This window comes from Streptomyces sp. NPDC059785 (genome assembly GCF_042732375.1).
GTDB lineage: Bacteria > Actinomycetota > Actinomycetes > Streptomycetales > Streptomycetaceae > Streptomyces.
In genome coordinates this window covers 45335-66601 of sequence record NZ_JBHWHV010000038.1, presented here as the reverse complement: position 1 = coordinate 66601, position 21267 = coordinate 45335, and the positions used below count along the sequence as shown (strand labels likewise).

Sequence of the window (21267 nt, the reverse complement as noted above, 5' to 3'; positions counted from 1 at the left end):
CGGGCCATCGATCGTGTGCGGGGCGACCGCGCACGAGTCCGACCGACAGGGAGACCAGACATGGCGGGTGACGACGACATCTCCGGGTGATACCCGGGGCTGAGCGGCCACCGGCCGGCGCCGAGGAGCGCCGCCGTCGTGGCCATGCCGTCGTTCCCTTCCGCCATGTCCCCGGCCGGGCCGCCGCCTTCGCGCGCGCCCGCCATGACACCTGAGGTCTCTCCTTCATGTCCGACGCATGCGTCGTCTGCTCCGCCCTGTCCTTCTCCTGGCCCGACGACACCCCCGTCTTCCAGGACCTGTCCTTCACCCTGGGCGGCGGCCGTACCGGCCTCGTCGCTCCGAACGGCGCGGGCAAGAGCACCCTGCTCAAGCTGATCGCCGGGGAGCTGCGGCCCGGCGGCGGCAGCGTCTCCGTCACCGGAACGCCCGGCCACCTCCCGCAGGACCTGCCCCTGACCGCCGACCTGACGGTGGCCGACGTCCTCGGCGTCGCCGCGGTGATCAGGGCGCTGGACGCCATCGAGTCCGGGGACGTGGCCGAGGAGCACTTCACCGCCGTCGGCGACGACTGGGACATCGAGGAACGCACCCGCGCCCAGCTCGACCGGCTCGGCCTGACCGATGTCACCCTCGGCCGGAGCCTCGGCACCCTCAGCGGCGGCCAGACCGTGTCGCTCGGGCTCGCGGCCCAGTTGCTGAAGCGGCCCGACGTCCTGCTGCTCGACGAACCCACCAACAACCTCGACCTCGAAGCACGGCACAGGCTGTACGACGCCCTCGACGACTTCGGCGGCTGTCTGCTGCTGGTCAGCCACGACCGGGCGCTGCTCGACCGGATGGACCGCATCGCCGAACTCGACCGCGGCGAACTCCGTTTCCACGGCGGCAACTTCACGGCCTACGAGCAGGCCGTGCGGGCCGAGCAGGAGACCGCCGAGAAGAACGTCCGCAACGCCGAACAGGAACTCAAGCGGGAGAAGCGGGAGTTGCAACAGGCCCGCGAGCGCGCCGAGCGCCGCGCGAGCAACGCGGCCCGCAATCTGAAGAACGCGGGCCTGCCCCGTATCTTCGCCGGGAACATGAAGCGGGGCGCCGAGGAGTCCGCGGGCCGGGCCGGGCAGACGCACGCCGCACGCGTCGGCGACGCCAGGGCCCGGCTCGACGAGGCGGGCCGCGCCCTGCGGGACGACCAGCGCATCGCGCTGGAGCTGCCCGGCACCCGGGTCCCGGCGGGCCGCACCGTCTTCCTCGGTACGGGGATGCGGCGGCGCCACGGCGAGCGGGACGTCTTCGCCGGAGACGGTGTCGACCTGACGATCCGCGGCCCCGAACGCATCGCCCTGACCGGGCCCAACGGCGCGGGCAAGTCCACGCTGCTGCGGCTGGTCGGCGGGGACCTCGCGGCGGACGGCGGCGAGCTCTCGCGCGCCGAAGGACGCGTCGCCTTCCTCTCCCAGCGGCTCGACCTCCTCGACCCCGGCCGTACGGTGGCGGAGAACTTCGCCCGCTTCGCGCCCGGCACCGCCGAGGCCGAGCGGATGAACGTGCTCGCCCGCTTCCTCTTCCGCGGTGCGCGCGCCCACCTGCCCGTCGGCGTCCTGTCCGGCGGCGAGCGGCTGCGCGCCACCCTGGCCTGCGTCCTGTACGCCGAACCGGCGCCGCAGCTCCTGCTGCTGGACGAGCCGACCAACAACCTGGACCTGGTCAGCGTGGGCCGGCTGGAGAGCGCGCTGACCGCCTACCAGGGGGCCTTCGTGGTCGTCAGCCACGACGAGCGTTTCCTCGCCGGGATCCGGGTGGGCCGGTGGCTGCGGCTGTCCGAGGGGCGGCTGCTGGAGACGGGGGCTCCCGAGGTGTGAACCGCTGACGTGCTCCTCCATGCCCGCGCCCGAGGCACCGCCCGGCGGGCCGAGACCCGATCACGTGAGGTGGACCCCCATGCCCGCATCCGACGACCAGTCACCCCGCTTCTTGCTGCCGTCCCTGTCCGCGTCCGACGCGTCGCCCCTGCTCGCCCGCGATCTGGTCCGCTCCCTCGGCGGCCGGCGGGTCCTGGACGGTGTCTCCCTCACCGCCGCCCCCGGCCGCCGCATCGGCCTGATCGGGGAGAACGGGGCGGGCAAGTCGACCCTGCTGCGGCTGCTCGCCGGGGCCGACGCGCCCGACTCCGGCAGCGTCGTACGCCCCGCCGACCTCGGCTTCCTGCACCAGGAGATGCCCTACGACCCCGCCGCCACGATCGCCGGAGTGCTCGACGACGCGCTTGCCGAGGCCCGCGACGACCTCGCCGAACTCGACCGGCTGACCCGGCGGATCGCCGAGGCGCCGGCGGACTCCCCCGGCCACGCCGACCTGCTCGACGCGTACGGGCAACGGCTCGAACAGGCCCAGGAGCGGGAGTCCTGGGACGCCGACCGGCGTGCCGCGATCGTGCTCGCCGGGCTCGGCCTCGGCGGATTCGGGCACGGGCGGACGCTCGGCTCGCTGTCCGGCGGGCAGCGCGGCCGGCTCGCGCTCGCCGCGCTGCTGCTGCGCAGGCCGTCGGCGCTGCTCCTGGACGAGCCCACCAACCACCTCGACGACGGCGCGGCCGCCTTCCTGGAGGGGCAGGTGCGCGCCCTGTCCGGAGTCGTCGTGGTGGCCAGTCACGACCGGGCGTTCCTGGACGCCGTCTGCACGGATGTGATCGACCTCGATCCGGCGGTCGACGGACCCGTCCGGTACGGCGGCAACTACAGCGCCTACCTGGCCCACAAGCGCGCGGAGCGGGCGCGGTGGGAGGAGCGCCACGCGGCCGAGCAGGAGGAGCTGGCCGGGCTGCGCCACGCGGTCGACGTGACCGCGCACCGGGTCGCCCCCGACCGGGAGCGGCGCGACAACGAGAAGATGGGGTACGGCCACCGCGGCGGGCGGGTGCAGAGCCAGATCTCGCGGCGGGTGCGCAACGCCGCGCGCAGACTGGAGCTGTTGGAGCGCGAGCAGGTCGGCGCACCGCCGCCGCCCCTGCGGTTCCGGCGCACGGCGCTCGCCGCGCCGGCCGCGGAGGGGACGGCCGTCTCCCTGCGCGGCGTACGCGTGCCGGGGCGGCTCACCGTCGACCGCCTCGACGTGTCGGCCACCGAGCGGCTGCTGGTCTCCGGGGCGAACGGCTCCGGGAAGTCGACGCTCCTCGCGGTGCTCGCCGGGCGTCCGGTGCCGGACGGCGAGGTGCGGCGCAGGCGCGGGCTGACCGTGGGCGTACTCGAACAGGACACCGTGTTCGCCCGCCCCGACCGCACCGTCCGCGACACGTACGAGCTGGCCCTCGGCGCCGGGCAGGCCGCGGCCGTCCCGCTGGACTCCCTCGGCCTGCTCGCCGAGACCGACCTCGGCGCCCCCTGAAATTTCTCCGGGTTCACATCACCGATTGGACAGGTGACATTCCTTGCCGGTACTGGCATCACCTGCCAGAATGGTGATGTGAACCTGGAACACGTCTTCGTCTGCGGGAACCCGGCCCTCGACTTCGCCGCGACGCTCCGCGCCCGCCGCTCGGCGCGGTTCGAGATGTTCGTCTCGCCGGACCGGCTGAACGCCTGGTACGTGGAGTCCGGCGTCGTCGACTTCGTCTCCCCCGGCCAGGACTCCGACGTCGAGGAGGCCATCGTCGTACGGGAGGCCGTCTACCGGCTCGTCACCGCCCGCCGGCTCGGCGAGCCGTACGACGACGAGGCGCTGACCGTGGTCAACGCCGCGGCGCGCAAGCCCGCCGCGGCGCCCCGGCTCACCACCGCCGGACGGCGGACGGACGCGACGCCCGCCGAGGCCCTGGCGACCGTGGCGCGGCAGGCCGTCGAGCTCCTCAGCGGGCCGGACGTGCCCCTGATGAAGGAGTGCGGCAACCCCGAGTGCACGCGTGTGTACATCGACCGCTCGCGCGGCATGCGCCGGCAGTGGTGCGGCATGGAGTCCTGCGGGAACAAGATCAAGGCGGCCGCCTACCGCGCCCGCAAGAAGCAGGCGCAGACCGCCACCGCCCACTGACCGGAGCCTCCGCCGGACGGGGCGTTGTCAGACCCTGCCTCTAGGGTGATCGGCATGTCGGTTCCCGTACTTGCTCTCGCCCACTGTCCGCTGACCCCGCAGGCCGTCGCCGAATACGTCGGCCTGCCCACGGCACCGCACGTCCCGGAGGACTTCGACGCCGTCGAGGCCGAGGTGGAGCGGCGCGGGTGGGACTTCACCGAGATGGTCTGCGAATCCCTGCTCACCGGTTCCGGGCACGTGGTGTGCGCCGACGGGATGAGCCCGTTCGGCCGGCCCGGCATACGGTCCTTCCTGGTGTTCGGAGAGCTGTATCCGCCGGACCCGGACGACGAGCCGCTGGACAACGGCCCCTGGCTGTACGGCCTCATCGACGACTGGCAGGCGCTGCCCGGCTGGTCGGGGCAGCGGCCGTGCACCGCGCAGGACTGCGAGGCCGTACTGGCCCGGGCGGCGCGGACGGTGGCGGAGCATCTCGGCGCGGAGCCCGAGCGGACCGTGCCGTCGGCCGACGAGGCGCTCGGCCCCTCGCTCCCGCAGTACATCTGGCGCACCGGCACGCACGCCCTGATAGTCGGTCCGGCCTCCGACAACGGCCCGTACGGCTATCTGACCCACCTCCAGCTCTCCTGCACCCCGCTCGACTGCGCCCCGGAGCTGCCGCCCGCGGGGGAGGAGGAGGCGCTGCGGGGGTGGATCCGCGCGCACATCGATTGGTGAGAACGGTGCGCGTATCGGCGGGTGTGGCCGGGCCGGTGCGGGGAGCCTTCACCCGGCTCCGCCGGGATCCGTCTCCCTCGTTCCGAGCACGGCGCACCCGAGTTCCTGTGCCAGCAGGCCGCGCTGACGTCCCGTCAGGGGCCAGAGCAGTACGACCGTATCGGCCGCCGTCGCGGCGCGGAGTGCGGCGACCTCGCGGACCTTTCCGTTACGGAGGACGGTGCGGGGCGAGAGCGGCAGATGCATCTTGCGGACGCCGCCGTCGGACACGCCACGGCGCTGGACTGCCCGTCCCACCACCTCGGCGCCGCGTCCCGTCAGCTCGGCGACGGCCGCGTCCATGACGTCACCGAAGTCCTTCCGCTTGGCGGAGAAGTAGCCGACGAGGACCACGCGGGCACCGGTGAGATCCGGCACCCCGGCGGGCCGGGGCGCCCGCTCGGTGCGCGTTCGCCTCGCCTGCCGTCTCCCCTGCCCGCCGTTCCGGTGCATGACCGCACCGTAAGCGCGGACATCCGTGGCTACACCTGGTTTTCGAAGCCTGCGAGGACCGCGGCCACGGCCTTGCGGACGGCTTCGGGCGTCGGCGGGGTGCCGCGTCTGTCGGCGAACAGCATGTGCGCGGCGCCGATCAGGGTGGGCGCGAGGGTGTCGACGTCGGCGTCCGCGGTGATCCGGCCGAGTGCGCGCTCGGCGGTGAGGTAACCGGCGATCGCGGCGGCGGCGTCCGTCAGGAGCGGGACGCCGGTGGGCCTGGCCTTGCGCAGCCGGGCGCGCAGACCGTCGCGGGAGATGACGAGGCTGACGATGGCCACCGCGACCGAGCCGAAGAGATCCGTCAGCGTCCGCGTGAGGTTGCCGGTGACGGTGCCCGTGCCCGCGGACTCGCGCAGGCCCGCCGACTGCACCTCGACCCGGGCCGCGCGGTCCAGGACGAGTTCGGCGAGGAAGGTGTCGAAGTCGGCGAAGTGCCGGTGCAGGACCCCCTTGGCGCAGTTGGCCTCCGTGGTGACCGCCCGGCTGGTCAGCACGCTGGGCCCGTCCCGCAGCAGCACCCGCTCCGCGGCGTCGAAGAGCTGCTCGCGAACGTCACGGATGGCTACTCCTGTGGGCACCACGCACTTCCTTCCGTCATGACGGGCTCACCCGGTCGCCCAGCTCGGCCGGCCACCCGGTCGCCCGGCTCGGCCGATCGTCCAGGTCGGCCGGCTCGGCCGGTCTTCCGTCCCGCTTCCGTCGCCCGCCCCCGTCGTCCGGCTCCATTGACGAGTGGGCACTTGCCCACTCATAGTGGGCGCATGCCCACTTTACCTGCGGAGAACAGTCCACGGCACGGCCGGCCCGAACCCGCGCCCCATCAACAGCGCGACGTGGCCGAGTCGTTCGGCGCGGACGCCGAGCGCTACGACCGGGCCCGCCCCCGCTATCCCCGCGCCCTCGTGGAGCGGATCGTCGCCGTGAGCCCCGGGCCCGACGTCCTCGACGTCGGCTGCGGCACCGGCATCGTGGCCCGGCAGTGCGCGGCGGCGGGGTGCCGCGTGCTGGGGGTCGACGCCGACGCACGGATGGCCGACCTGGCGCGGCGGCACGGACTCGACGTGGAGGTGGCGCCGTTCGAGACCTGGGACCCGGCCGGACGGACCTTCGACGCCGTCGTCTCCGGACAGACCTGGCACTGGGTGGATCCGCTCGCCGGAGCCGACCGGGCGGCCCGGGTGCTGCGCCCCGGCGGTCTGCTGGCCCTGTTCTGGAACGCGGGCCGCCCACCGGCCGAACTGGCCGAGGCCTTCGCCGGGGTCTGCGACCGGCTGGTGCCCGGCTCGCTCGCCGCCCGGCAGTGGTCGGGGCCGGCCGTGGACGGGTACGCGGCGCTGTGCGGCAAGGCCGCCGAGGGCATGGTGCGGGCGGGGGCGTTCACCGAGCCCGAGCGGTGGCGCTTTGACTGGGAGCGGCACTACACCCGGGACGAGTGGCTGGACCAGCTGCCCACCCAGGGCGCCTTCACCCGGCTCCCGGAAGCCGAACTGGCCGAGGTGCTGGACGGCATCGGCGCCGCCGTCGACGCGGCAGGGGGCGGCTTCACGATGCGCTACGCCACCGTGGCCGCCGCAGCGACGCGAACCGGCACGGCCTGATCCACCGTCCGGCGTCCATCGCGCGCCCGGTGTCAATCGCGACGCCCCCGAATCGCTCGATGGAGGTGCGTCCGAGAACCCCTCGGGACCGGAAGCAGTTGTCCTTCGCGACAGCGCTCGCCGAAAGCCAGGTCCACGGCGCGAGCGACACCGACGGGCTCACGCACACCCTCCATGCCCGGCTACGTGTGTGAGACCGATGTGGTGGGGGGCCTCTCCCGGACCCCCACCACAGCCCTCCTCCCCCAGCCCCGCCCCGACGGTCGGCGCCGCCGTCAGACGGCCGGTGTGCCGCGCGGCCGGATCAGACCGCCGGTGTGCCGCGCGGCCGGATCAGACCGCTCTCGTAGGCCAGGATCGTGGCCTGTACCCGGTCGCGCAGGCCGAGCTTCTTCAGCAGCGCGTTGACGTGCGTCTTGACCGTGCCGGTGGTGACGCCGAGCTCCGTGCCGATCTCGGCGTTGGTCAGACCGGACGCGAGGTGCAGCAGCACCTGCCGCTCGCGCGGGGTGAGCGCGGCCAGCGCTCCGGTGACGGCGGGCGGCGGCGGTGCGCCCTGGGCGAAGGTGTCGATGAGGCGGCGGGTGACACCCGGGGCGAGGATGCCGTCGCCCGCGGCCACCACCCGTACGGCCGCGAGCAGGTCCTCGGGCAGCGCGTCCTTGAGCAGGAACCCCGACGCGCCGGCCCGCAGCGCCTCGTACACGTACGCGTCGAGGTCGAAGGTGGTGAGGACGAGCACGCGTGGGGCGTTGTCGAGGGCGGTGACGAGGCGGGTCGCGGTGAGTCCGTCCATGCCGGGCATCCGGATGTCCATCAGGACGAGATCGGGGGCCACGGCCGCCGCGAGCGACACCGCCGACGCACCGTCGCCCGCCTCGCCCACCACCGTCAGATCGGCTTCGGCGTCCACGATGGCGGCGAAGCCCGCGCGGACCACGGGCTGGTCGTCGACGACCATCACGCGTATGACGACGGGGACACCTCCTGGGCGGGGGCCGGGTGCGAACCGGCCGGCAGGGACACCCGTACCGTACCGGCCGGGTCGAACGCGATACGGCCCTCCCCCGTGCCGGCCCGCACCCGCAGACGTTCCGCGACGGGACCGGCGACGGCGAGCCGCACCCCGGTGACCGTCAGGTGCAGGGTGCCGCGGCGGCGGCGCAGGGTGACCCGGGCCGGGTTCCGGTCGCCCGCGCCGAGGGCCGCCTCGACGATGCGGTACGCCGACAGGGCGACGGCGGGCGGCAGTTCCGCCGCGGCCCCGGGCAGACCGCGCAGCGTCACGTCCCGGCCGGCCGTGCGCAGCGAGCGGCACAGCGGTTCCAGGTCGGCCAGGGTCGGCGCCGGGTCCTGCGGACCGGGTGCGCCGGTGTCGCCGAGGCCGTGCAGCAGTTCGCGCATGGCGGCCAGGGCGGACCTGGCGGTGACCGCCACGTCCGCGAGCCGTTCCTGCCGGGCGTGTTCGACGAGCGCCGCCGTACGGTCGAGCACCGCGTCGTGCAGCCGGGCCGCCAGCCGCCGGCGTTCCGCGTCGGCGGCCAGGCCAGCGTGCCACTCGGTGCTGGCGAGCGCGTGGTCCTCGTGGGCCAGGACGCGCAGCCTGCGGCGGCGGACGGCGAGGCCCGCGCCCCACGGCGCGAGGAAGAGGACGCACAGCGCCAGGCACAGTGGTACGGCGATCGCGAGCGCCACGAGCCCTGAGGCGGCCTCGCCGCCCAGCTCCCCGTCGGCGGCGGCGGTCGCCGTCCAGACCGCCGCCGTCCCCGCCGCGGCCACGACCGGCGACGGCCAGGTGCGGGCCGCGCCCCGGCCGTAGACGGCGAGGGCGTACACCGCGGCAAGTTCGGCGACCACTCCCCCGGCGACGAACTCCCCCGTCCCGGGCGGCAGTACGGACCGGGCGACGGCGACGGGCCACAACCAGGCGGTCGCCAGTACCCCCGCGAACGCCGCCCACGGAGACCGCCGCCGCCACAGCAGGGGCAGGGCGTGCACGGCCAGCAGCGCGGCCAGGACGGCGAGGCCCGTCGGTGCGGCGCGGCGGCCGGGTTCCGGAACGTCCTCCAGGGCGGCGAGGGCGACGACGAGCGGGAGGACCGTGGCGGTGAACGCCAGCGCCGGGTCGGCGAGGCGCTGTTCGCGCAGGACGTCGCGGCGCCACTGACCTGCGGCGGCCGGCCGCGGGCCCGTCATGTCCGGCAGGGTGGCCCGCACCCGCCAGCCCCCGTCGGGCCCCGGCCCCGCGGTCAGTTCCCCGCCGGCCGCCGCCGCGCGCGCCCGCATGCCCGCGACCCCGCGCCCCGAGCCGAGGCCGCCGGTGGCCGGGGACGCGGCGGCGCGGCCCGGGGTGTTGTCGACGCTCAGCGCGAGTTGTCCGTTCGTGCGGCGGACGGTGACGGTCACCGCGGCGCCGGGTGCGTGGCGCAGCGCGTTGGTGAGGGCCTCCCGGACGATGCCGTGCACCGCTTCGGCCGCCGGGCCCGCCAGGTTCCCGGGCAGCTCCGTGGTGATGGGCCGGCCCAGCCTGCCGAAACCGGCGACGAGCTCCTCGATCCGCCCGGTCGTGGACTGCTGCCGCCACCCGGTTCCGAAGCGGTCGGAGCCGCCGTGATCAGCATGACGGCTGTCACTGTGGCTGTGGCTGTGGCTGTCGCTGTGACTGTCACTGTGGCTGTGGCTGTCGCTGTCGCTGTCGCTGTCGCGCAGGAGGCCGACCAGCCGTCGCAGCGCGGTCAGGGTCTCGGTGCCGGTGCGCTCGGCGAACGCGAGCGCCTCGGCCGTCAGGGCGGGTCGGCCGTCGCCGAGCCTGCGCGCGGCGTCCACGGTGATGACGACCGAGGTCAGGTGGTGGGCGCTGACATCGTGCAACTCCCGCGCCAGTCGCTCGCGTTCGTCGTCGCCCGCCCGCTGTCTGCCGTGCTCGGCCGCGGCCAGCCGCCGGGCCGCCGTCAGCCGGCCCGCGAGCCACTGCCGGCGCGCCTCGCCGAGCCCTGCGCAGCTCACGTACACGAGCGCGCCGATCGTCCACTCCGCCACGAGCGCGGGATGCGGTCCGATGCGTGCGAAGGACAGCAGCCACTCCGTGCCGACGCCCGCGGTGACGGCGCACAGGGTCACGGGCACCGGGCAGTGGACCGCCACGGAGTACAGGGCGACGAGCACTCCGACGCCCAAGTACTCGTCCGGGCAGGCCAGTTGGCCCAGTACGAGCGCGGCGAGGGTACCGGCGAGGGCCCGTACCGGTGTCCGGCGCCGGAAGCCCAGGGCGGCCGTCTCTCCGGCGAGCGCGAGCAGCATGCCGGTGACGGCGGCCGTGCCCGGCGGCTGTGTACCGGTCAGCGCGGTCCCGGGCCACAGCCGGCCGAGCTGTGCGGCGGCGAGGCATCCGGGGAGCAGCCAGTTGCGTATGGTTCCCATGTCTCGCCCGAGCGTACGGTGCGGCTGCCAGCCGGGGCATGCGCCGTCGGGGACGAGGGGGACCAGGCGGAGCGCACGGCATGGAGTCGGGGATGGGCGCAGAGGACGCGCGGGGGACGGCGGAGCGGCTGCGGGCGATCAGCGGTGAGCTGTCGGACCGTTTCTACGAGCGGGACGACGTGGTGCGGACGCTGGTGGTGACGCTGCTGGCGGGGCAGCACTCGCTGGTGCTCGGCCCGCCCGGGACGGCCAAGTCCGAGCTGGCCCGGGAGCTGACGGGCCGGATCGAGGGGGCGGCGTACTGGGAGATCCTGCTGTCGAAGTTCACCGCGCCCACGCGGATGTTCGGGCCCATCGACGTCGCCGCGCTCGCCGGGGGCGAGTACCGGCAGGTGTACGACGGCCGGGCCACCACCGCGCATATCGCGTTCATCGACGAGATCTTCAAGTGCTCCACGGCTGCGCTGAACGAAACCCTCGGCTTCCTCAACGAGCGGATCTACCACCCCGAGAACGGCGGTGAGCCGATCCGCTGCCCGCTGATCGGGGCGATCACGGCGAGCAACGAGCTGCCGGTCGGCGAGGACTCGGCCGCGATCTACGACCGGCTGCTGGTGCGGATCGAGGTCGGTTACCTGGAGGATCCCTCGAACTTCGCGGCGCTGGTCCGCTCCGCCGTCAGCCGCCCGGCGGCGCCGGCCCGGACCACGGTCGCACTGGCCGCATTGCAGCGGGCCGTGACCGATTCCGTCCCGGCCGTGGAGGTACCGGACGCGATCGTCGACGCGGTGTGCACGCTGCGGGCCGCGCTGCGCCGCCGGGAGCTCGTCGCCTCCGACCGGCGCTGGCGGCAGGCCGTACGTCTGCTCCAGGCGTCCGCGTACCTCGACGGCCGCCCGGCGGTCGCCGAGACCGACCTGTCGGTGCTGACCCACGTGCTGTGGAACTCCCCGGCCGAACGCCCGGCCGTCGAGCGCGAGGTGCTGAACCTGGTCAACCCCGACGCCAAGGAGGCGCTCGACCTGGCCGACACCATCGGGGAGCTGGAGGCCCAGCTCGACGCGATGGCGGGGCAGTCCCGCGAGGCGCTGAGCGAGTGGGTCATCAAGCACGCCCACCACAAACTCGCCATGGCCGGAAGACGGCTGGAGAAGCTGCGCGCGGAGGCGGCGGGCGCGGGGCGCTCCACCGCCGCCATCGACCGCGTCACCGCCCGCCAGCGCGCCGTCCGCGCCCGCGTCCTCACCGAAGCCCTGGGCGTGGACGCAAGCATGATCGAGGCACAGCTCTGACCGGGGCGGGAGGAGAGAGGGAGGGAGGGAGGATGAGCGGGGGCGCGGTACCGGGTGGGCCGAATCGGGGTGCGAGCGGGACGCCGGGCGGGCCGGACGGAGGTGGGGCGCCAGGCGGGGCGGCGAACGCGTCGAGTGAGGGCGGGGCGCCGGGCAAGCCGGGCCAGGGCGGGGTGCAGAGCAGACCGGGCCAGAGCGGGCCGACTGCGGGCGCGGCGACGGGTGGGCTCGGCACGGGCGGGGCGGCGAGCGCGTCGGGCGAAGGCGGGACGCCGGGCGGGCCGGACGGACGCGGGGCACCAGGCGGGGCGGCGAACGCGTCGAGTGCGGGCGGGGCGCCGGGCAAGCCGGGCCAGGGCGGGGTGCAGAGCAGACCGGGCCAGAGCGGGCCGACTGCGGGCGCGGCGACGGGTGGGCTCGGCACGGGCGGGGCGGCGAGCGCGTCGGGCGAAGGCGGGGCGCCGGGCGGGCCGGGCGGACGCGGGACGCCGGGTGGGCCGGGCACGGGCGGGACGCCGGGTGGGCCGGGCACCGGCGGGGTGGCCGGTGCTGCTGACGTGGGTGAGGCGTCGCGTCCGTTGGGCGGAGGTGGGGTGTCCGGGTCGTTGGGTGCGTTGGTGACGGCGGTCGGGCGGTGGGTCGGGGGGGCCGGTTCCGGTGGGGGTGTCGGGGGGTGTGTCTCCGTCGTCGTCGCGGATCGGTTCGACCGGGTCGCCTGGGGCGACACCTACGCGCAGTCGGCGGGGCTGCGCGAGCTGGCCGGGGAGCTGGCCGGGCGTCACGAGCACGCCGCCGACCTCCTGGCGGACGCCTTCCTCGCCGCGTACAAGATGGTCCCGAAGGTGCGCGAGCCCGCGGAGATGGATCCGTCGCGGCTGGTCAACCACCAGGTCATCAGCTCGCTGGTGGAGTCCCCGGAGTTCGCCGGGCTGCACCGGGAGACGGCCGGCGACCCGTACGCCGCCGCCATGGCCGTACTCGCCCAGGCCCCCGCGCTGCGCGCGCTGCTGGAGCGTTCCCGGGAGGCACGCGAGCAGGCCGCGCGGGCGGGGCAGGCGCGGCGGGCCGCCGAGGACGCGGCGGACGCCGTGAGCGAGGCGCTCCAGCGGGCCGCCGCCGAGGCCGCGACGGACGGCACCGTGCCGGACCCGGCCGCCGACGCCGTCCGGCAGGCGGCAGGGGCCGCGCAGGCCGCCGAGGCCACCGCGCGGCGGGCCGCCCGGGGCGCCGCGCAGGCGCTCGCGGCGGCGGCCCCCGGCCTCCGGGCCGGCGCGCACGACGCGGCGGCGCGGGCGGCCGGGGCCGTACGGGCGGAGGCGGCGCTGCTGCGGGCCTGGGGCGTCGCCCCCGGCGAACTGGAGCGGATGCCGTTCGACGAGCGCGCCCGGCTCGCCGAACGGCTGCGCACCGGCCGCCTCGCCCGCTGGGCCGAACTCATCGGCCGCTTCCGGCAGATGGCCGCGGGCGAACGCGCCCGCAAGGTGGAGAACACCACCGGGGAACTGGTCGGCGTCACGCTCGGCGACGACCTCTCCCGCGTCATCCCCTCCGAACTCGCGGGCCTCGGCCTGCCCGCGCTGCGCGCGGTGTTCGCCGCCCGCTACGCCGCAGGTGAGCTGATGCTCTACGACAGCCAGGGCGAGCAGGCCACCGGCCGGGGCGCTGTCATCGCGTGCGTGGACACCTCGCACTCCATGTACGTGGAAGGCCCCGGCTCAGTCACCCGGGAGGCGTGGACCAAGGCGTGCGCCCTGGCGCTGCTCGACCAGGCCCGCTCCGCGGGACGCGACTTCGTCGGCATCCTGTTCTCCGCCCCCGGCAGGCTCCAGGTCTTCCGGTTCCCGGCCGCCGAGCCCGCCGGCATCGCCCGGACCCTCGACTTCGCGGAGAGCTTCCTCGGCGGCGGCACCAGTTACCAGACACCCCTGTCGGCCGCCGCCGAACTGCTGGCGGCGGAGTTCGACGACACCGCCCGCGCCCGCGGCGACATCGTGCTGCTCACCGACGACGAGTGCGGCGTCACCGAGGAGTGGACGCGCGGCTGGAACGACGCCAAGCACCGGCTGGGCTTCCGCGTCTTCGGGGTGGCCGTCGGCGCTCCGGACGCGGCCGGGACCGGTTCGGTCCTGGAGGCGCTGTGCGACAACCTCCGCTCCGTCGAGGACTTCACCGACGTCCAGGCCGCCGCCGACCTGTTCCGCGTGATCTGAGAGCCCCTGTCCAATCCCTACCCTGGGACAGAGGCGAAGGTCGTGCCGGCGGCCGATGGCGGGACGGATCCGGACCGGCAGGCTGAGGGCATGACGATTCCACCGGCGCCCGCGCCCCTGACGTACCACCGGCTGGCCCGCCTCTCCCTGTCCCACCGCTGGTGGCGGCCGGTGACCGGGACGCTCTTCGTGGCCGTGGGCTGGGTCCTCCTGCTCGGTCTGCTCGACCTCTCGCTGTCCGGCCTGGGTGCCCTCAAGGGGTACCCCGAAGGACCGGACGGGTGGGTCGAGTTCGGTCCGGTGACGGGCACGGCCGTCGATCTGCTGCTCATCGCGACCGCCATACCCGTCGTCCTCCTGGCCGTCCGCTGGATCGGTCGGCGGCCCGCCGGTACGGCGTCCTCGGTGACCGGCCGGCTGCGGTGGCGCCTGCTGGGCAGCTGCGTGCTGCTGGCGCTGCCCGTCCTCGCCGTGTCGGCCTGCGTGCTGCTGCTGGTGCCGGGCGTCTCGGAGCCGCCGTCCCGGTGGGCGGGGTTCGACGTCTTCCTGCCCGCCCTCGCGATGCTCGTCGTCCTGGTGCCGCTCCAGGCGGCGGCCGAGGAGTACGTCTTCCGGGGCTGGCTGCTTCAGGCGGCGGGCGCCTTCTTCCGGTCGCCGTGGATCGCGGTCCTCCCGCAGGCCGTGCTGTTCGCCGCGGCCCACGGCTGGGGCACCGCGTGGGGCTTCGCCGACCTGACCGTCTACGGGGTGCTGGCCGGCTGGCTGACCGTGCGCACCGGCGGTCTCGAGGCGGCCATCGGCCTGCACGCGGTCAACAACCTGCTGGCCTTCGGGCTGAGCGCGGCGGTGGTCGACGGCCTGAAGAGCGACGAGACGGCCGCCGACGCGACCTGGCAGATCGTGGCCGTCGACCTCGCGGGCGCCGCGGTGTACGCGCTGGCGGTGCTGTGGCTCGTGCGGCGCAGGCCCCTGGCCCGCACGGCCGCCGCTCCGGTGCCCGCGCCGCCCGATGCCCCGTGGCCGCCGGTCCCGTTCCCTGGCGCCACGCTCGGTTTCCCCAACGCGGCAACCGGCTTCCCCGGCTTCGCGGCGGGCCGGGAACCGGCCGGATACCTCGCTGCTCCGGCCGCACCGGTCCCTTATGCTCCCTCTGCTCCCCACCCGTACGCGCCCGGCGGACAGGCCGACGGGCCCGGCCCGCTGGAGGAGAACGGCCACGGTGGCTGATACGGGGGTGGCGGGGCCGAGGGGCGACGTCCGTCCGGGGAACCGCCCCTCGGGGGAAAGGGCGGGCGCCTCCTCGGCCCCGGGAACGAGTATGTCGCCCGGCAATCACGCAGCAGGCACGCATGACCGAGGTTGGCCGGTAGGCACCGTCCGCGCGCGGCACCGGCCGTACGCCGCCAGCGGATACACGCCGAAGCGGAAACAGCGGCCCCGCCCTGCTTGGCAGAGAACCACCGGGCGGCGGCCCGGCCCCCGTATCCAGCCCGGCGCGGCACCACCGATGAGTTCACACGGCCCGCGCCGTCCAACAGGACGAGCGCGAACGCACACCCACCCACACCGCACCACACACCGACGGCTTCAGGGAGGCTCCCATGAGGAAGATCGTGGCGGAACTGTTCATCTCGCTCGACGGTGTCGTCGAGACCCCCGACAAGTGGCACTTCCCGTACTTCAACGACGAGATGGGAGCGGCCGTCGGTGACACCCTCGGCACCACGGACACCCTGCTCCTGGGCCGCAGGACGTACGAGGTCTTCGCCGGGGCCTGGCCGGAGCGGGAGGCGGCGGGCGGCGAGGACGCCTCCTTCGCCAAGATCCTCGGCGACGCCCGGAAGATCGTCGTGTCGCACCAGGACCTCGAGTTCACCTGGCGCAACTCCGAGGTGCTCCGGGGCGACTTCGTCGAGGCGGTGACCGCCCTGAAGAACGAGCCGGGCGGCCGTATCGGGATGAGCGGCTCGGTCTCCGTGGTCCGTCAGCTGCTGGACGCCGGGCTGCTGGACGAACTGCACCTGCTGGTGCACCCCATCGCCGTCCGCAAGGGCATGCGGCTCTTCGAGGAGGGCGAGACGATGGTCCCGCTGAAGCTGATCTCCTCCGAGACCTTCAGCACCGGGGTGCTGAACCTGCTCTACGCGCCCGCCGAGCGGATCGGCGAGGGAAGCTACGAGAACGCCAAGGGCGATCTCCGGCAGTGACCGTCATCGGCGGTTCCCGTCGCTTCCGCCCCGGATCCGTTCCGGGGCGGAAGCGGCTCGATGCCCCTTTGATGCCCTTGATGCCTATGAAAGGTAGGTATGGGTAGGAGGAATGGAGCAATCAGCGAAGTGGAGAGGGGAAATCGTGATCTTCACGCTGTGCACCGCCGGACCTCTGCTGCTGGCCCTGCTCCTGCTCTACCGACCGCACCCACACCACGCGCCACGCCACAAACGGGACGTCTGACCCGGGCGGCAGACCCCGTAAGGCACGGGCACCGGCAGGCCCTGTACGGCGCTCAGGGCACCGTCGAGCCCTACGCGGCCAGGCCCTCCGGCGCCGGTTGCGCCTTCTCGTGCGGCGAGAAGACCGCGTCCCGGGTCTCGCGCATCATGACGTACACCACGAGCGAGACGGCCGCGCAGCCGGTGACGTACCAGTAGAAGCCCGACTCGATCCCCGCGTCCTTGAACCAGAGCGCCACGTATTCGGCGGTCCCGCCGAACAGGGCGTTGGCGATCGCGTAGGGCAGGGCGACACCCAGCGCGCGGATGTGCGTCGGGAAGAGCTCCGCCTTCACCACGGCGCTGATGGAGGTATAGCCGGTGATGATCACCAGTCCGGCCAGCATCAGCCCCAGCGCTCCGCCGAAGGTCGAGACATGTCCCAGTGCCGTCATGATCGGCACGGTGAAGAGCACGGCGCCGATGCCGAAGGTGATCAGCAGGGGCCGACGGCCGATCCGGTCGGAGAGCGCGCCGGCCAGTGGCTGGAGCAGCATGAAGACGATCAGCGCGCAGAAGCTGACGAGCGCCGCGTCGTCCTTGCTCATGCCCGCCGTGTTGGACAGGTACTTGGTCAGATACGTGGAGTACGTGTAGTCGCAGAGCGTGCCGCCCATGCTGAACGCGAGGATCATGACGAACTCGCGCTTGTACTCGAGGAGTCCGCGCAGCGTGCCGCGCTTGGCGGCCTGGGGGTCGGCCTCGTCCAGTTCCTCGTAGGCCTCGGTCTCCAGCAGGTTGCGGCGGAGCCAGAAGATGCCGGCCGCGCCGATGGCGCCCACCACGAACGGGATGCGCCAGCCCCAGGAGCCGAGGACCTCGTCGGACATGGTGTGCTGGAGGGTGATCTGCATGCCGAGGCCGATGAGCTGGCCGATCTTCATGGACACCATCTGCCAGCTCGCGAAGAAGCCGCGCCTGCCGGGCGTGGACGCCTCGCTGAGGTAGGTGGCGCTGGCCGCGTACTCGCCGCCCACGGAGAGTCCTTGCAGCAGGCGGGCCACGAGCAGGACCACCGCTCCGAAGTAGCCGACCTGCGCGTAGGTCGGCGCGACGGCGATCAGGATGGCGCTCAGCGACATCAGGGTGACGGTGGTGGTGAGGGCGGCCTTGCGGCCCTTGCGGTCCCCGACGCGGCCGAGCAGCCAGCCGCCGACCGGGCGCATGAAGAAGCCGACCGCGAAGATGCCCGCCGTGTGCAGCAGCTGCGCGGTGGCGTCGCTCTCGGGGAAGAACTCGGCGGCGAAGTACACGGAGAAGGTCGAGTAGACGAACCAGTCGTACCACTCGATCATGTTGCCGACGGAACCGCCGACCAGTGCCTTCCATGGGCTGTGCGCCGTGGTGGGGGCGGGTGTGTCCGTGCTGGCCACGGTCATCTCCTTGCGACTCGGGGGACGTCTGCGTGCGGCTCGGGCGGGACCGGTGCGCGACTCGGGGGGAGGAGTCCGCGGCGGTCCGTGTCACCGTGAGCCGGTGCAGCGTGGCCGACGGCCGCGGGGCGGTTCGAGGGCCCCGGGACCAGAACTAACCGTCCCTTAACACAGGTGGTGACCGGCCGCGGGCCGCTCAGGAGCGTGGTCTACATTCGGGACCTCGACGACGCGGGGTGCCGAGGGAAGCCGAGGAGAACCGAGGAGTGCCGAGGAGGACGCCGCCGCGGGAAGGGCCGGGAAAGGTGCACATACTGCTGGCCGAGGACGACGACGGTGTGGCCTCGGCGCTCGTGGAGGTCCTCTACGACCACGGACACGTCGTCCGGCGGGTGCGGCACGGCCGGGACGTGCTGACCTACCACCGCGCCGCCGAGCTGCTCCTGCTCGACCTGGGGCTGCCCGACGTCGACGGCCTGGACGTGCTGCGCCGGCTGCGGGCGGTGAGCGACCTGTCGGTGGTGGTGCTGACCGCGCGCGGCGACGAACGCTCCGTCGTACGGGGGCTGCGCCTGGGCGCCGACGACTATCTCGTCAAGCCCATCCGGCTGGCCGAGCTGCTGGCCCGGATCGACGCGGTCACCCGGCGCTCCGCGGCGCGCGGCACGCCCTCGGCGCGGACGGTACGGGCCGGTGACGTCGAGGTCGACCTCCAGGCGCGGCGGGTCCGGGTCGGCGGCGCGGAGGTGGAGCTGACCACCAAGGAGTTCGACATCCTGGCCGTGCTCGCGGGGCGGGCCGGGACCGCGGTGAGCCGTCAGCAGCTCCTGGACGAGGTGTGGGGCGACGCCTTCCACGCCGTGTCGCGCTCCCTCGACGTCCACCTCACGCAGTTGCGCGCCAAGCTGGCCCGGCCCGAACTGCTGACGACCATCCGGGGCTTCGGCTACCGCTTCGGGGACTGAGTCCGGCATGCGCACCCGGGTCCAGGCCGCGCTGCTCGCCTTCGCCGTGCTCGCCGTGGCCGCGTTCGCGATCCCGCTGCTGCTGTTCACCGCCTCCGACCGTACGCAGCAGCTCGTCCTCACCCGCACCGCCGACCTCGACCGCTTCGCCTCCCTGATGGACCAGGCCACCACGTCCGGCGACACCTCGGCGGTGGTGGCCGAGGCGCGGCGCTACACCCAGCTCTACGGCGAACCGCTCGTCGTCGTGGACGCGCGCCGTGTCCCCGTCGTGCAGACCGGAGGCATGCGCGCCGCCGACCCGGCCGTCCAGAAGCTCATCGACGCGGCCCTGCGCAACCGGACGGCACATCCCACGCGGTCGCTGCGGCCCTGGTCGCGGGGGAACGTGATGTTCGCGGAGCCCGCCGGGACCGGTACGCAGGTCACCGGCGCCGTCGTGCTGCGCGCCTCGGTGCGGAGCGCGGCGCACGACGTGGCCCTGCGCTGGGCCGCGGTCCTCGCGGGGACGGCCCTGGTCGCCGTGGCCTGCACGGTCCTCGCGCGGGCCGCGACGCGCTGGGTGGTGAGTCCGCTGCGCGGTCTCGACCGCGCCGTGGGACGGCTCGCGGCGGGGCTGCCGCCGGAGCAGACGCGGGCCGCGGGGCCGCCGGAGCTGCGGCAGCTCGCCACCGGGTTCAACCGGATGGCCAGGACCGTGACGGCGGCCTTGGAGCAGCAGCGCAGGCTGGTCGCCGACACCTCGCACCAGATGCGCAACCCGATGGCGGCGCTGCGGCTGCGCGTCGACGCCCTGCACAGCCATCTGCCCGCGTCGGCCGGCCGCACGTACAGCGGGGTCACCTCCCAGCTCGACCGGCTGGAGACGCTCCTCGACGACCTGCTCGCGCTGGCGACCGCGGAGCACCGGACGGGGGAGCTGGCCGTCCACGGGCCGGGGGACGCCCGCTGCGACGCGGCCGAGGTCGCGCTGGCCCAGCGGCGGCTGTGGGAGCCGGTCGCCCGGCGGGCAGGTTCCCGGCTGACCACGCGGGTCGCGCCGCCCGTGCCGGCCGCCTGCACGGACCGCGAACTCGCCCAGCTCACCGACATCCTGCTGGACAACGCCATCAAGTACGCGGGGCCCGGCGCCACGATCACCCTCGCCTGCGCCGTCGACGGGGGCCGGGCCGTGCTGACGGTGACGGACGACGGGCCGGGCCTCGACCCGGCGGAGACAGCCCTCGCCACGACGCGCTTCTGGCGCTCGGGCCGCCACCACGGCACCTCCGGCACCGGCCTCGGCCTCGCCATCGCCGAACAACTCCTCACGGGCCGCGACGGCCGTCTCGAACTCCGGCCCGCCCGGCCGCGCGGCCTCGAGGTCCGCGCGCTCCTGCCGGTGGCGACGGACGGGGACGGCACGGCCGCCGGCGAGGACGGTGCGCGATGACCGACCCCCGCATCCGTCCTCGTACGGGCACCCGGCCCGAGCCCCGGCCTCACCCTCGAACCGGCACCCGGTCCGAGCCCGGGCCCGGCCCTCGTACCGGCACTCGTGCCGTCTCCCGGCGCGACGCCCTGCGTCGTGGGCTCGCCGTGGCCGCGGGTGCGGGGCTCGCCGGGGTGCTCGCGGGTGACGCCCCGCTGCGGCGGCCGGAGCCGGCCGGGGTGCTGCGGCTGGCCACCGGGGAGAAGGCGGGGCTGCACGCCGCGTTCGGCCGGCTGCTCGCCCGTGAGGTGGAGGCGCGGCTGCCGCGGCTGCGCTGCCGGGTGCTCACCACCGCCGCGAGCGTGGACAACCTGCGGCTCCTCGACGCGGGCCGCGCCGACCTCGCGCTGGTGCTCACGGACACGGCGCGCACCGCCGCCGAGGGCGCGGCCCCCTTCGGCCGGCCGATCGGGCTGCGCGCGCTCGGCCGGGTCTACGAGACCTACCTTCAGTGCGCCGTCCGCGCGGACTCCGCCGTGCGCGAGGTGGCCCAACTGGCCGGGCACACCGTGTGGCTGGGCGCGGCCGGATCGGGCGGGGCCGAGCTCGGCGAACGGCTGCTGCGGGCCGCGGGACTCACCCCCGGGACCGATGTCCGCGTCCGGCACCTGCCGATGACGGCCGTCGCGGGCCGGGTGCGCTCCGGCGCCGTCGACGCGCTGCTGGTCGTGGGCGGTGCGCCCATCCCGGTGCTGTCCCGGCTCACCGCGGCGCCCGGTCTGCGCTTCCTGCCGCTGGCCGACCTGCTGCCCCGGCTCGGCGGCAGCCAGGGGCTGGCCGCCGCGGGCCTCGACCAGGTGACGCTGCCACAGGGCGCGTACGACGGGGTGAACGGGATCGCCACCATCGGCGTCTCCAACCTGCTGGTCTGCCGTCCCGGCCTCTCCCCCGGTCTCACCGAGGCGCTGACCCGGATCCTGGTGCAGAGCTCCGGCTCCCTCGTCCCCGCGCACGTGGTCGGCACCCAGTTCCTGGACGTCCGCAGCCTGATCAGTACCGGCACGATCGCCCTGCATCCGGGGGCGGTCGCGGCGTACCGGTCGCTGCACGGGTAGGACGGCGCCCGGCCGCGGTGGGCGGCGCGTGCGGGGCTCCGCTGGAGTGAATCGCCGCCCCGGCAAGGTGCGTTCCGCGCGCGGCACCCGATCGCGTCCGTGATCGCA

Annotated in this window: 16 protein-coding genes and 1 pseudogene; 12 read left to right on the top strand and 5 right to left on the bottom strand. The window is 74.6% G+C overall.

The features are described 5' to 3' along the window. Positions 1 to 227 precede the first annotated feature (227 nt). The 4 genes and pseudogenes from ACFV6E_RS26535 to ACFV6E_RS26520 all read left to right on the top strand — a co-directional run bounded on the left by ACFV6E_RS26535 (position 228) and on the right by ACFV6E_RS26520 (position 4746). Complete coding sequence (locus ACFV6E_RS26535; RefSeq protein WP_385171128.1) at positions 228 to 1862, top strand: ABC-F family ATP-binding cassette domain-containing protein; 1635 nt, start codon at positions 228 to 230, stop codon at positions 1860 to 1862. 19 nt (positions 1863 to 1881) lie between these two features. Beyond that, a pseudogene (locus ACFV6E_RS26530) lies at positions 1882 to 3381 on the top strand (ATP-binding cassette domain-containing protein); the annotation flags it as partial. Between the two features lie 81 nt (positions 3382 to 3462). Next, a complete protein-coding gene (locus ACFV6E_RS26525) occupies positions 3463 to 4026 on the top strand; it encodes a CGNR zinc finger domain-containing protein (protein ID WP_385465060.1) in 564 nt (187 codons plus the stop codon). A 54-nt stretch (positions 4027 to 4080) separates the two neighbouring features. Beyond that, entirely contained in the window at positions 4081 to 4746 is a 666-nt protein-coding gene (locus ACFV6E_RS26520) for a hypothetical protein (RefSeq protein ID WP_385171137.1), read from the top strand. Between the two features lie 48 nt (positions 4747 to 4794). Here the strand turns inward: ACFV6E_RS26520 and ACFV6E_RS26515 are convergent, their stop codons facing one another. Then, complete coding sequence (locus tag ACFV6E_RS26515; RefSeq protein WP_385171140.1) at positions 4795 to 5238, bottom strand: hypothetical protein; 444 nt, start codon at positions 5236 to 5238, stop codon at positions 4795 to 4797. Between the two features lie 29 nt (positions 5239 to 5267). Further along, positions 5268 to 5861: a TetR/AcrR family transcriptional regulator gene (locus tag ACFV6E_RS26510; protein ID WP_385171142.1), complete on the bottom strand. Its 594-nt coding sequence runs from the start codon at positions 5859 to 5861 to the stop codon at positions 5268 to 5270. 183 nt (positions 5862 to 6044) lie between these two features. On the opposite strand from ACFV6E_RS26510, the gene ACFV6E_RS26505 reads away from it, so the two are divergent. Further along, the gene (locus ACFV6E_RS26505) at positions 6045 to 6881 is read left to right on the top strand and encodes a class I SAM-dependent methyltransferase (protein WP_385465057.1); all 837 of its coding nucleotides are present in this window, start codon (positions 6045 to 6047) and stop codon (positions 6879 to 6881) included. 304 nt (positions 6882 to 7185) lie between these two features. On the opposite strand, the gene ACFV6E_RS26500 is transcribed toward ACFV6E_RS26505, so the two are convergent. Continuing rightward, positions 7186 to 7842: a response regulator gene (locus ACFV6E_RS26500; protein ID WP_385171148.1), complete on the bottom strand. Its 657-nt coding sequence runs from the start codon at positions 7840 to 7842 to the stop codon at positions 7186 to 7188. Further along, positions 7842 to 10301: a sensor histidine kinase gene (locus ACFV6E_RS26495; RefSeq protein WP_385465055.1), complete on the bottom strand. Its 2460-nt coding sequence runs from the start codon at positions 10299 to 10301 to the stop codon at positions 7842 to 7844. Before ACFV6E_RS26495 ends, ACFV6E_RS26500 begins: the two co-directional genes overlap by 1 nt. 92 nt (positions 10302 to 10393) lie before the next feature. Here ACFV6E_RS26495 and ACFV6E_RS26490 point away from each other — a divergent pair, with 92 nt between their 5' ends. From ACFV6E_RS26490 to ACFV6E_RS26475, 4 genes are all read left to right on the top strand, one after another. Beyond that, positions 10394 to 11593 (top strand): AAA family ATPase, encoded by a 1200-nt coding sequence (locus ACFV6E_RS26490; RefSeq protein ID WP_385465052.1) that lies wholly within the window; start codon positions 10394 to 10396, stop codon positions 11591 to 11593. 593 nt (positions 11594 to 12186) lie between these two features. After that, a complete protein-coding gene (locus ACFV6E_RS26485; RefSeq protein WP_385465049.1) occupies positions 12187 to 13803 on the top strand; it encodes a VWA domain-containing protein in 1617 nt (538 codons plus the stop codon). A 90-nt stretch (positions 13804 to 13893) separates the two neighbouring features. Next, positions 13894 to 15030, top strand: a complete 1137-nt coding sequence (locus tag ACFV6E_RS26480) for a CPBP family intramembrane glutamic endopeptidase (protein WP_385465046.1) — start codon at positions 13894 to 13896, stop codon at positions 15028 to 15030. Between the two features lie 374 nt (positions 15031 to 15404). Next, a complete protein-coding gene (locus ACFV6E_RS26475) occupies positions 15405 to 16010 on the top strand; it encodes a dihydrofolate reductase family protein (protein ID WP_385176938.1) in 606 nt (201 codons plus the stop codon). Positions 16011 to 16327: 317 nt separating this feature from the next. Here the strand turns inward: ACFV6E_RS26475 and ACFV6E_RS26470 are convergent, their stop codons facing one another. Continuing rightward, a complete protein-coding gene (locus ACFV6E_RS26470; RefSeq protein ID WP_385176940.1) occupies positions 16328 to 17674 on the bottom strand; it encodes an MFS transporter in 1347 nt (448 codons plus the stop codon). Between the two features lie 299 nt (positions 17675 to 17973). On the opposite strand from ACFV6E_RS26470, the gene ACFV6E_RS26465 reads away from it, so the two are divergent. The 3 genes from ACFV6E_RS26465 to ACFV6E_RS26455 are packed head-to-tail and all read left to right on the top strand — an operon-like array spanning position 17974 to position 21159. Beyond that, complete coding sequence (locus ACFV6E_RS26465) at positions 17974 to 18633, top strand: response regulator transcription factor (RefSeq protein ID WP_385176942.1); 660 nt, start codon at positions 17974 to 17976, stop codon at positions 18631 to 18633. A 7-nt stretch (positions 18634 to 18640) separates the two neighbouring features. Beyond that, complete coding sequence (locus ACFV6E_RS26460) at positions 18641 to 20065, top strand: sensor histidine kinase (RefSeq protein ID WP_385176944.1); 1425 nt, start codon at positions 18641 to 18643, stop codon at positions 20063 to 20065. Beyond that, positions 20062 to 21159 carry a TAXI family TRAP transporter solute-binding subunit gene (locus tag ACFV6E_RS26455; protein ID WP_385176946.1) on the top strand — a complete coding sequence of 366 codons (1098 nt, stop codon included), beginning with the start codon at positions 20062 to 20064 and terminating at the stop codon, positions 21157 to 21159. The genes ACFV6E_RS26460 and ACFV6E_RS26455 overlap by 4 nt, the downstream gene beginning before the upstream one ends. The last annotated feature ends 108 nt before the right edge of the window (positions 21160 to 21267 follow it).

Excerpts from the sequence above, each read along its gene's own strand:
- ACFV6E_RS26535 (WP_385171128.1), top strand. The coding sequence starts at position 228 with ATGTCCGACGCATGCGTCGTCTGCTCCGCCCTGTCCTTCTCCTGGCCC.
- ACFV6E_RS26520 (WP_385171137.1), top strand. The coding sequence starts at position 4,081 with ATGTCGGTTCCCGTACTTGCTCTCGCCCACTGTCCGCTGACCCCGCAG.
- ACFV6E_RS26515 (WP_385171140.1), bottom strand. The coding sequence starts at position 5,238 with ATGCACCGGAACGGCGGGCAGGGGAGACGGCAGGCGAGGCGAACGCGC.
- ACFV6E_RS26505 (WP_385465057.1), top strand. The coding sequence starts at position 6,045 with ATGCCCACTTTACCTGCGGAGAACAGTCCACGGCACGGCCGGCCCGAA.
- ACFV6E_RS26500 (WP_385171148.1), bottom strand. The coding sequence starts at position 7,842 with ATGGTCGTCGACGACCAGCCCGTGGTCCGCGCGGGCTTCGCCGCCATC.
- ACFV6E_RS26495 (WP_385465055.1), bottom strand. The coding sequence starts at position 10,301 with ATGGGAACCATACGCAACTGGCTGCTCCCCGGATGCCTCGCCGCCGCA.
- ACFV6E_RS26490 (WP_385465052.1), top strand. The coding sequence starts at position 10,394 with ATGGGCGCAGAGGACGCGCGGGGGACGGCGGAGCGGCTGCGGGCGATC.
- ACFV6E_RS26480 (WP_385465046.1), top strand. The coding sequence starts at position 13,894 with ATGACGATTCCACCGGCGCCCGCGCCCCTGACGTACCACCGGCTGGCC.
- ACFV6E_RS26475 (WP_385176938.1), top strand. The coding sequence starts at position 15,405 with ATGAGGAAGATCGTGGCGGAACTGTTCATCTCGCTCGACGGTGTCGTC.
- ACFV6E_RS26470 (WP_385176940.1), bottom strand. The coding sequence starts at position 17,674 with ATGACCGTGGCCAGCACGGACACACCCGCCCCCACCACGGCGCACAGC.
- ACFV6E_RS26460 (WP_385176944.1), top strand. The coding sequence starts at position 18,641 with ATGCGCACCCGGGTCCAGGCCGCGCTGCTCGCCTTCGCCGTGCTCGCC.
- ACFV6E_RS26455 (WP_385176946.1), top strand. The coding sequence starts at position 20,062 with ATGACCGACCCCCGCATCCGTCCTCGTACGGGCACCCGGCCCGAGCCC.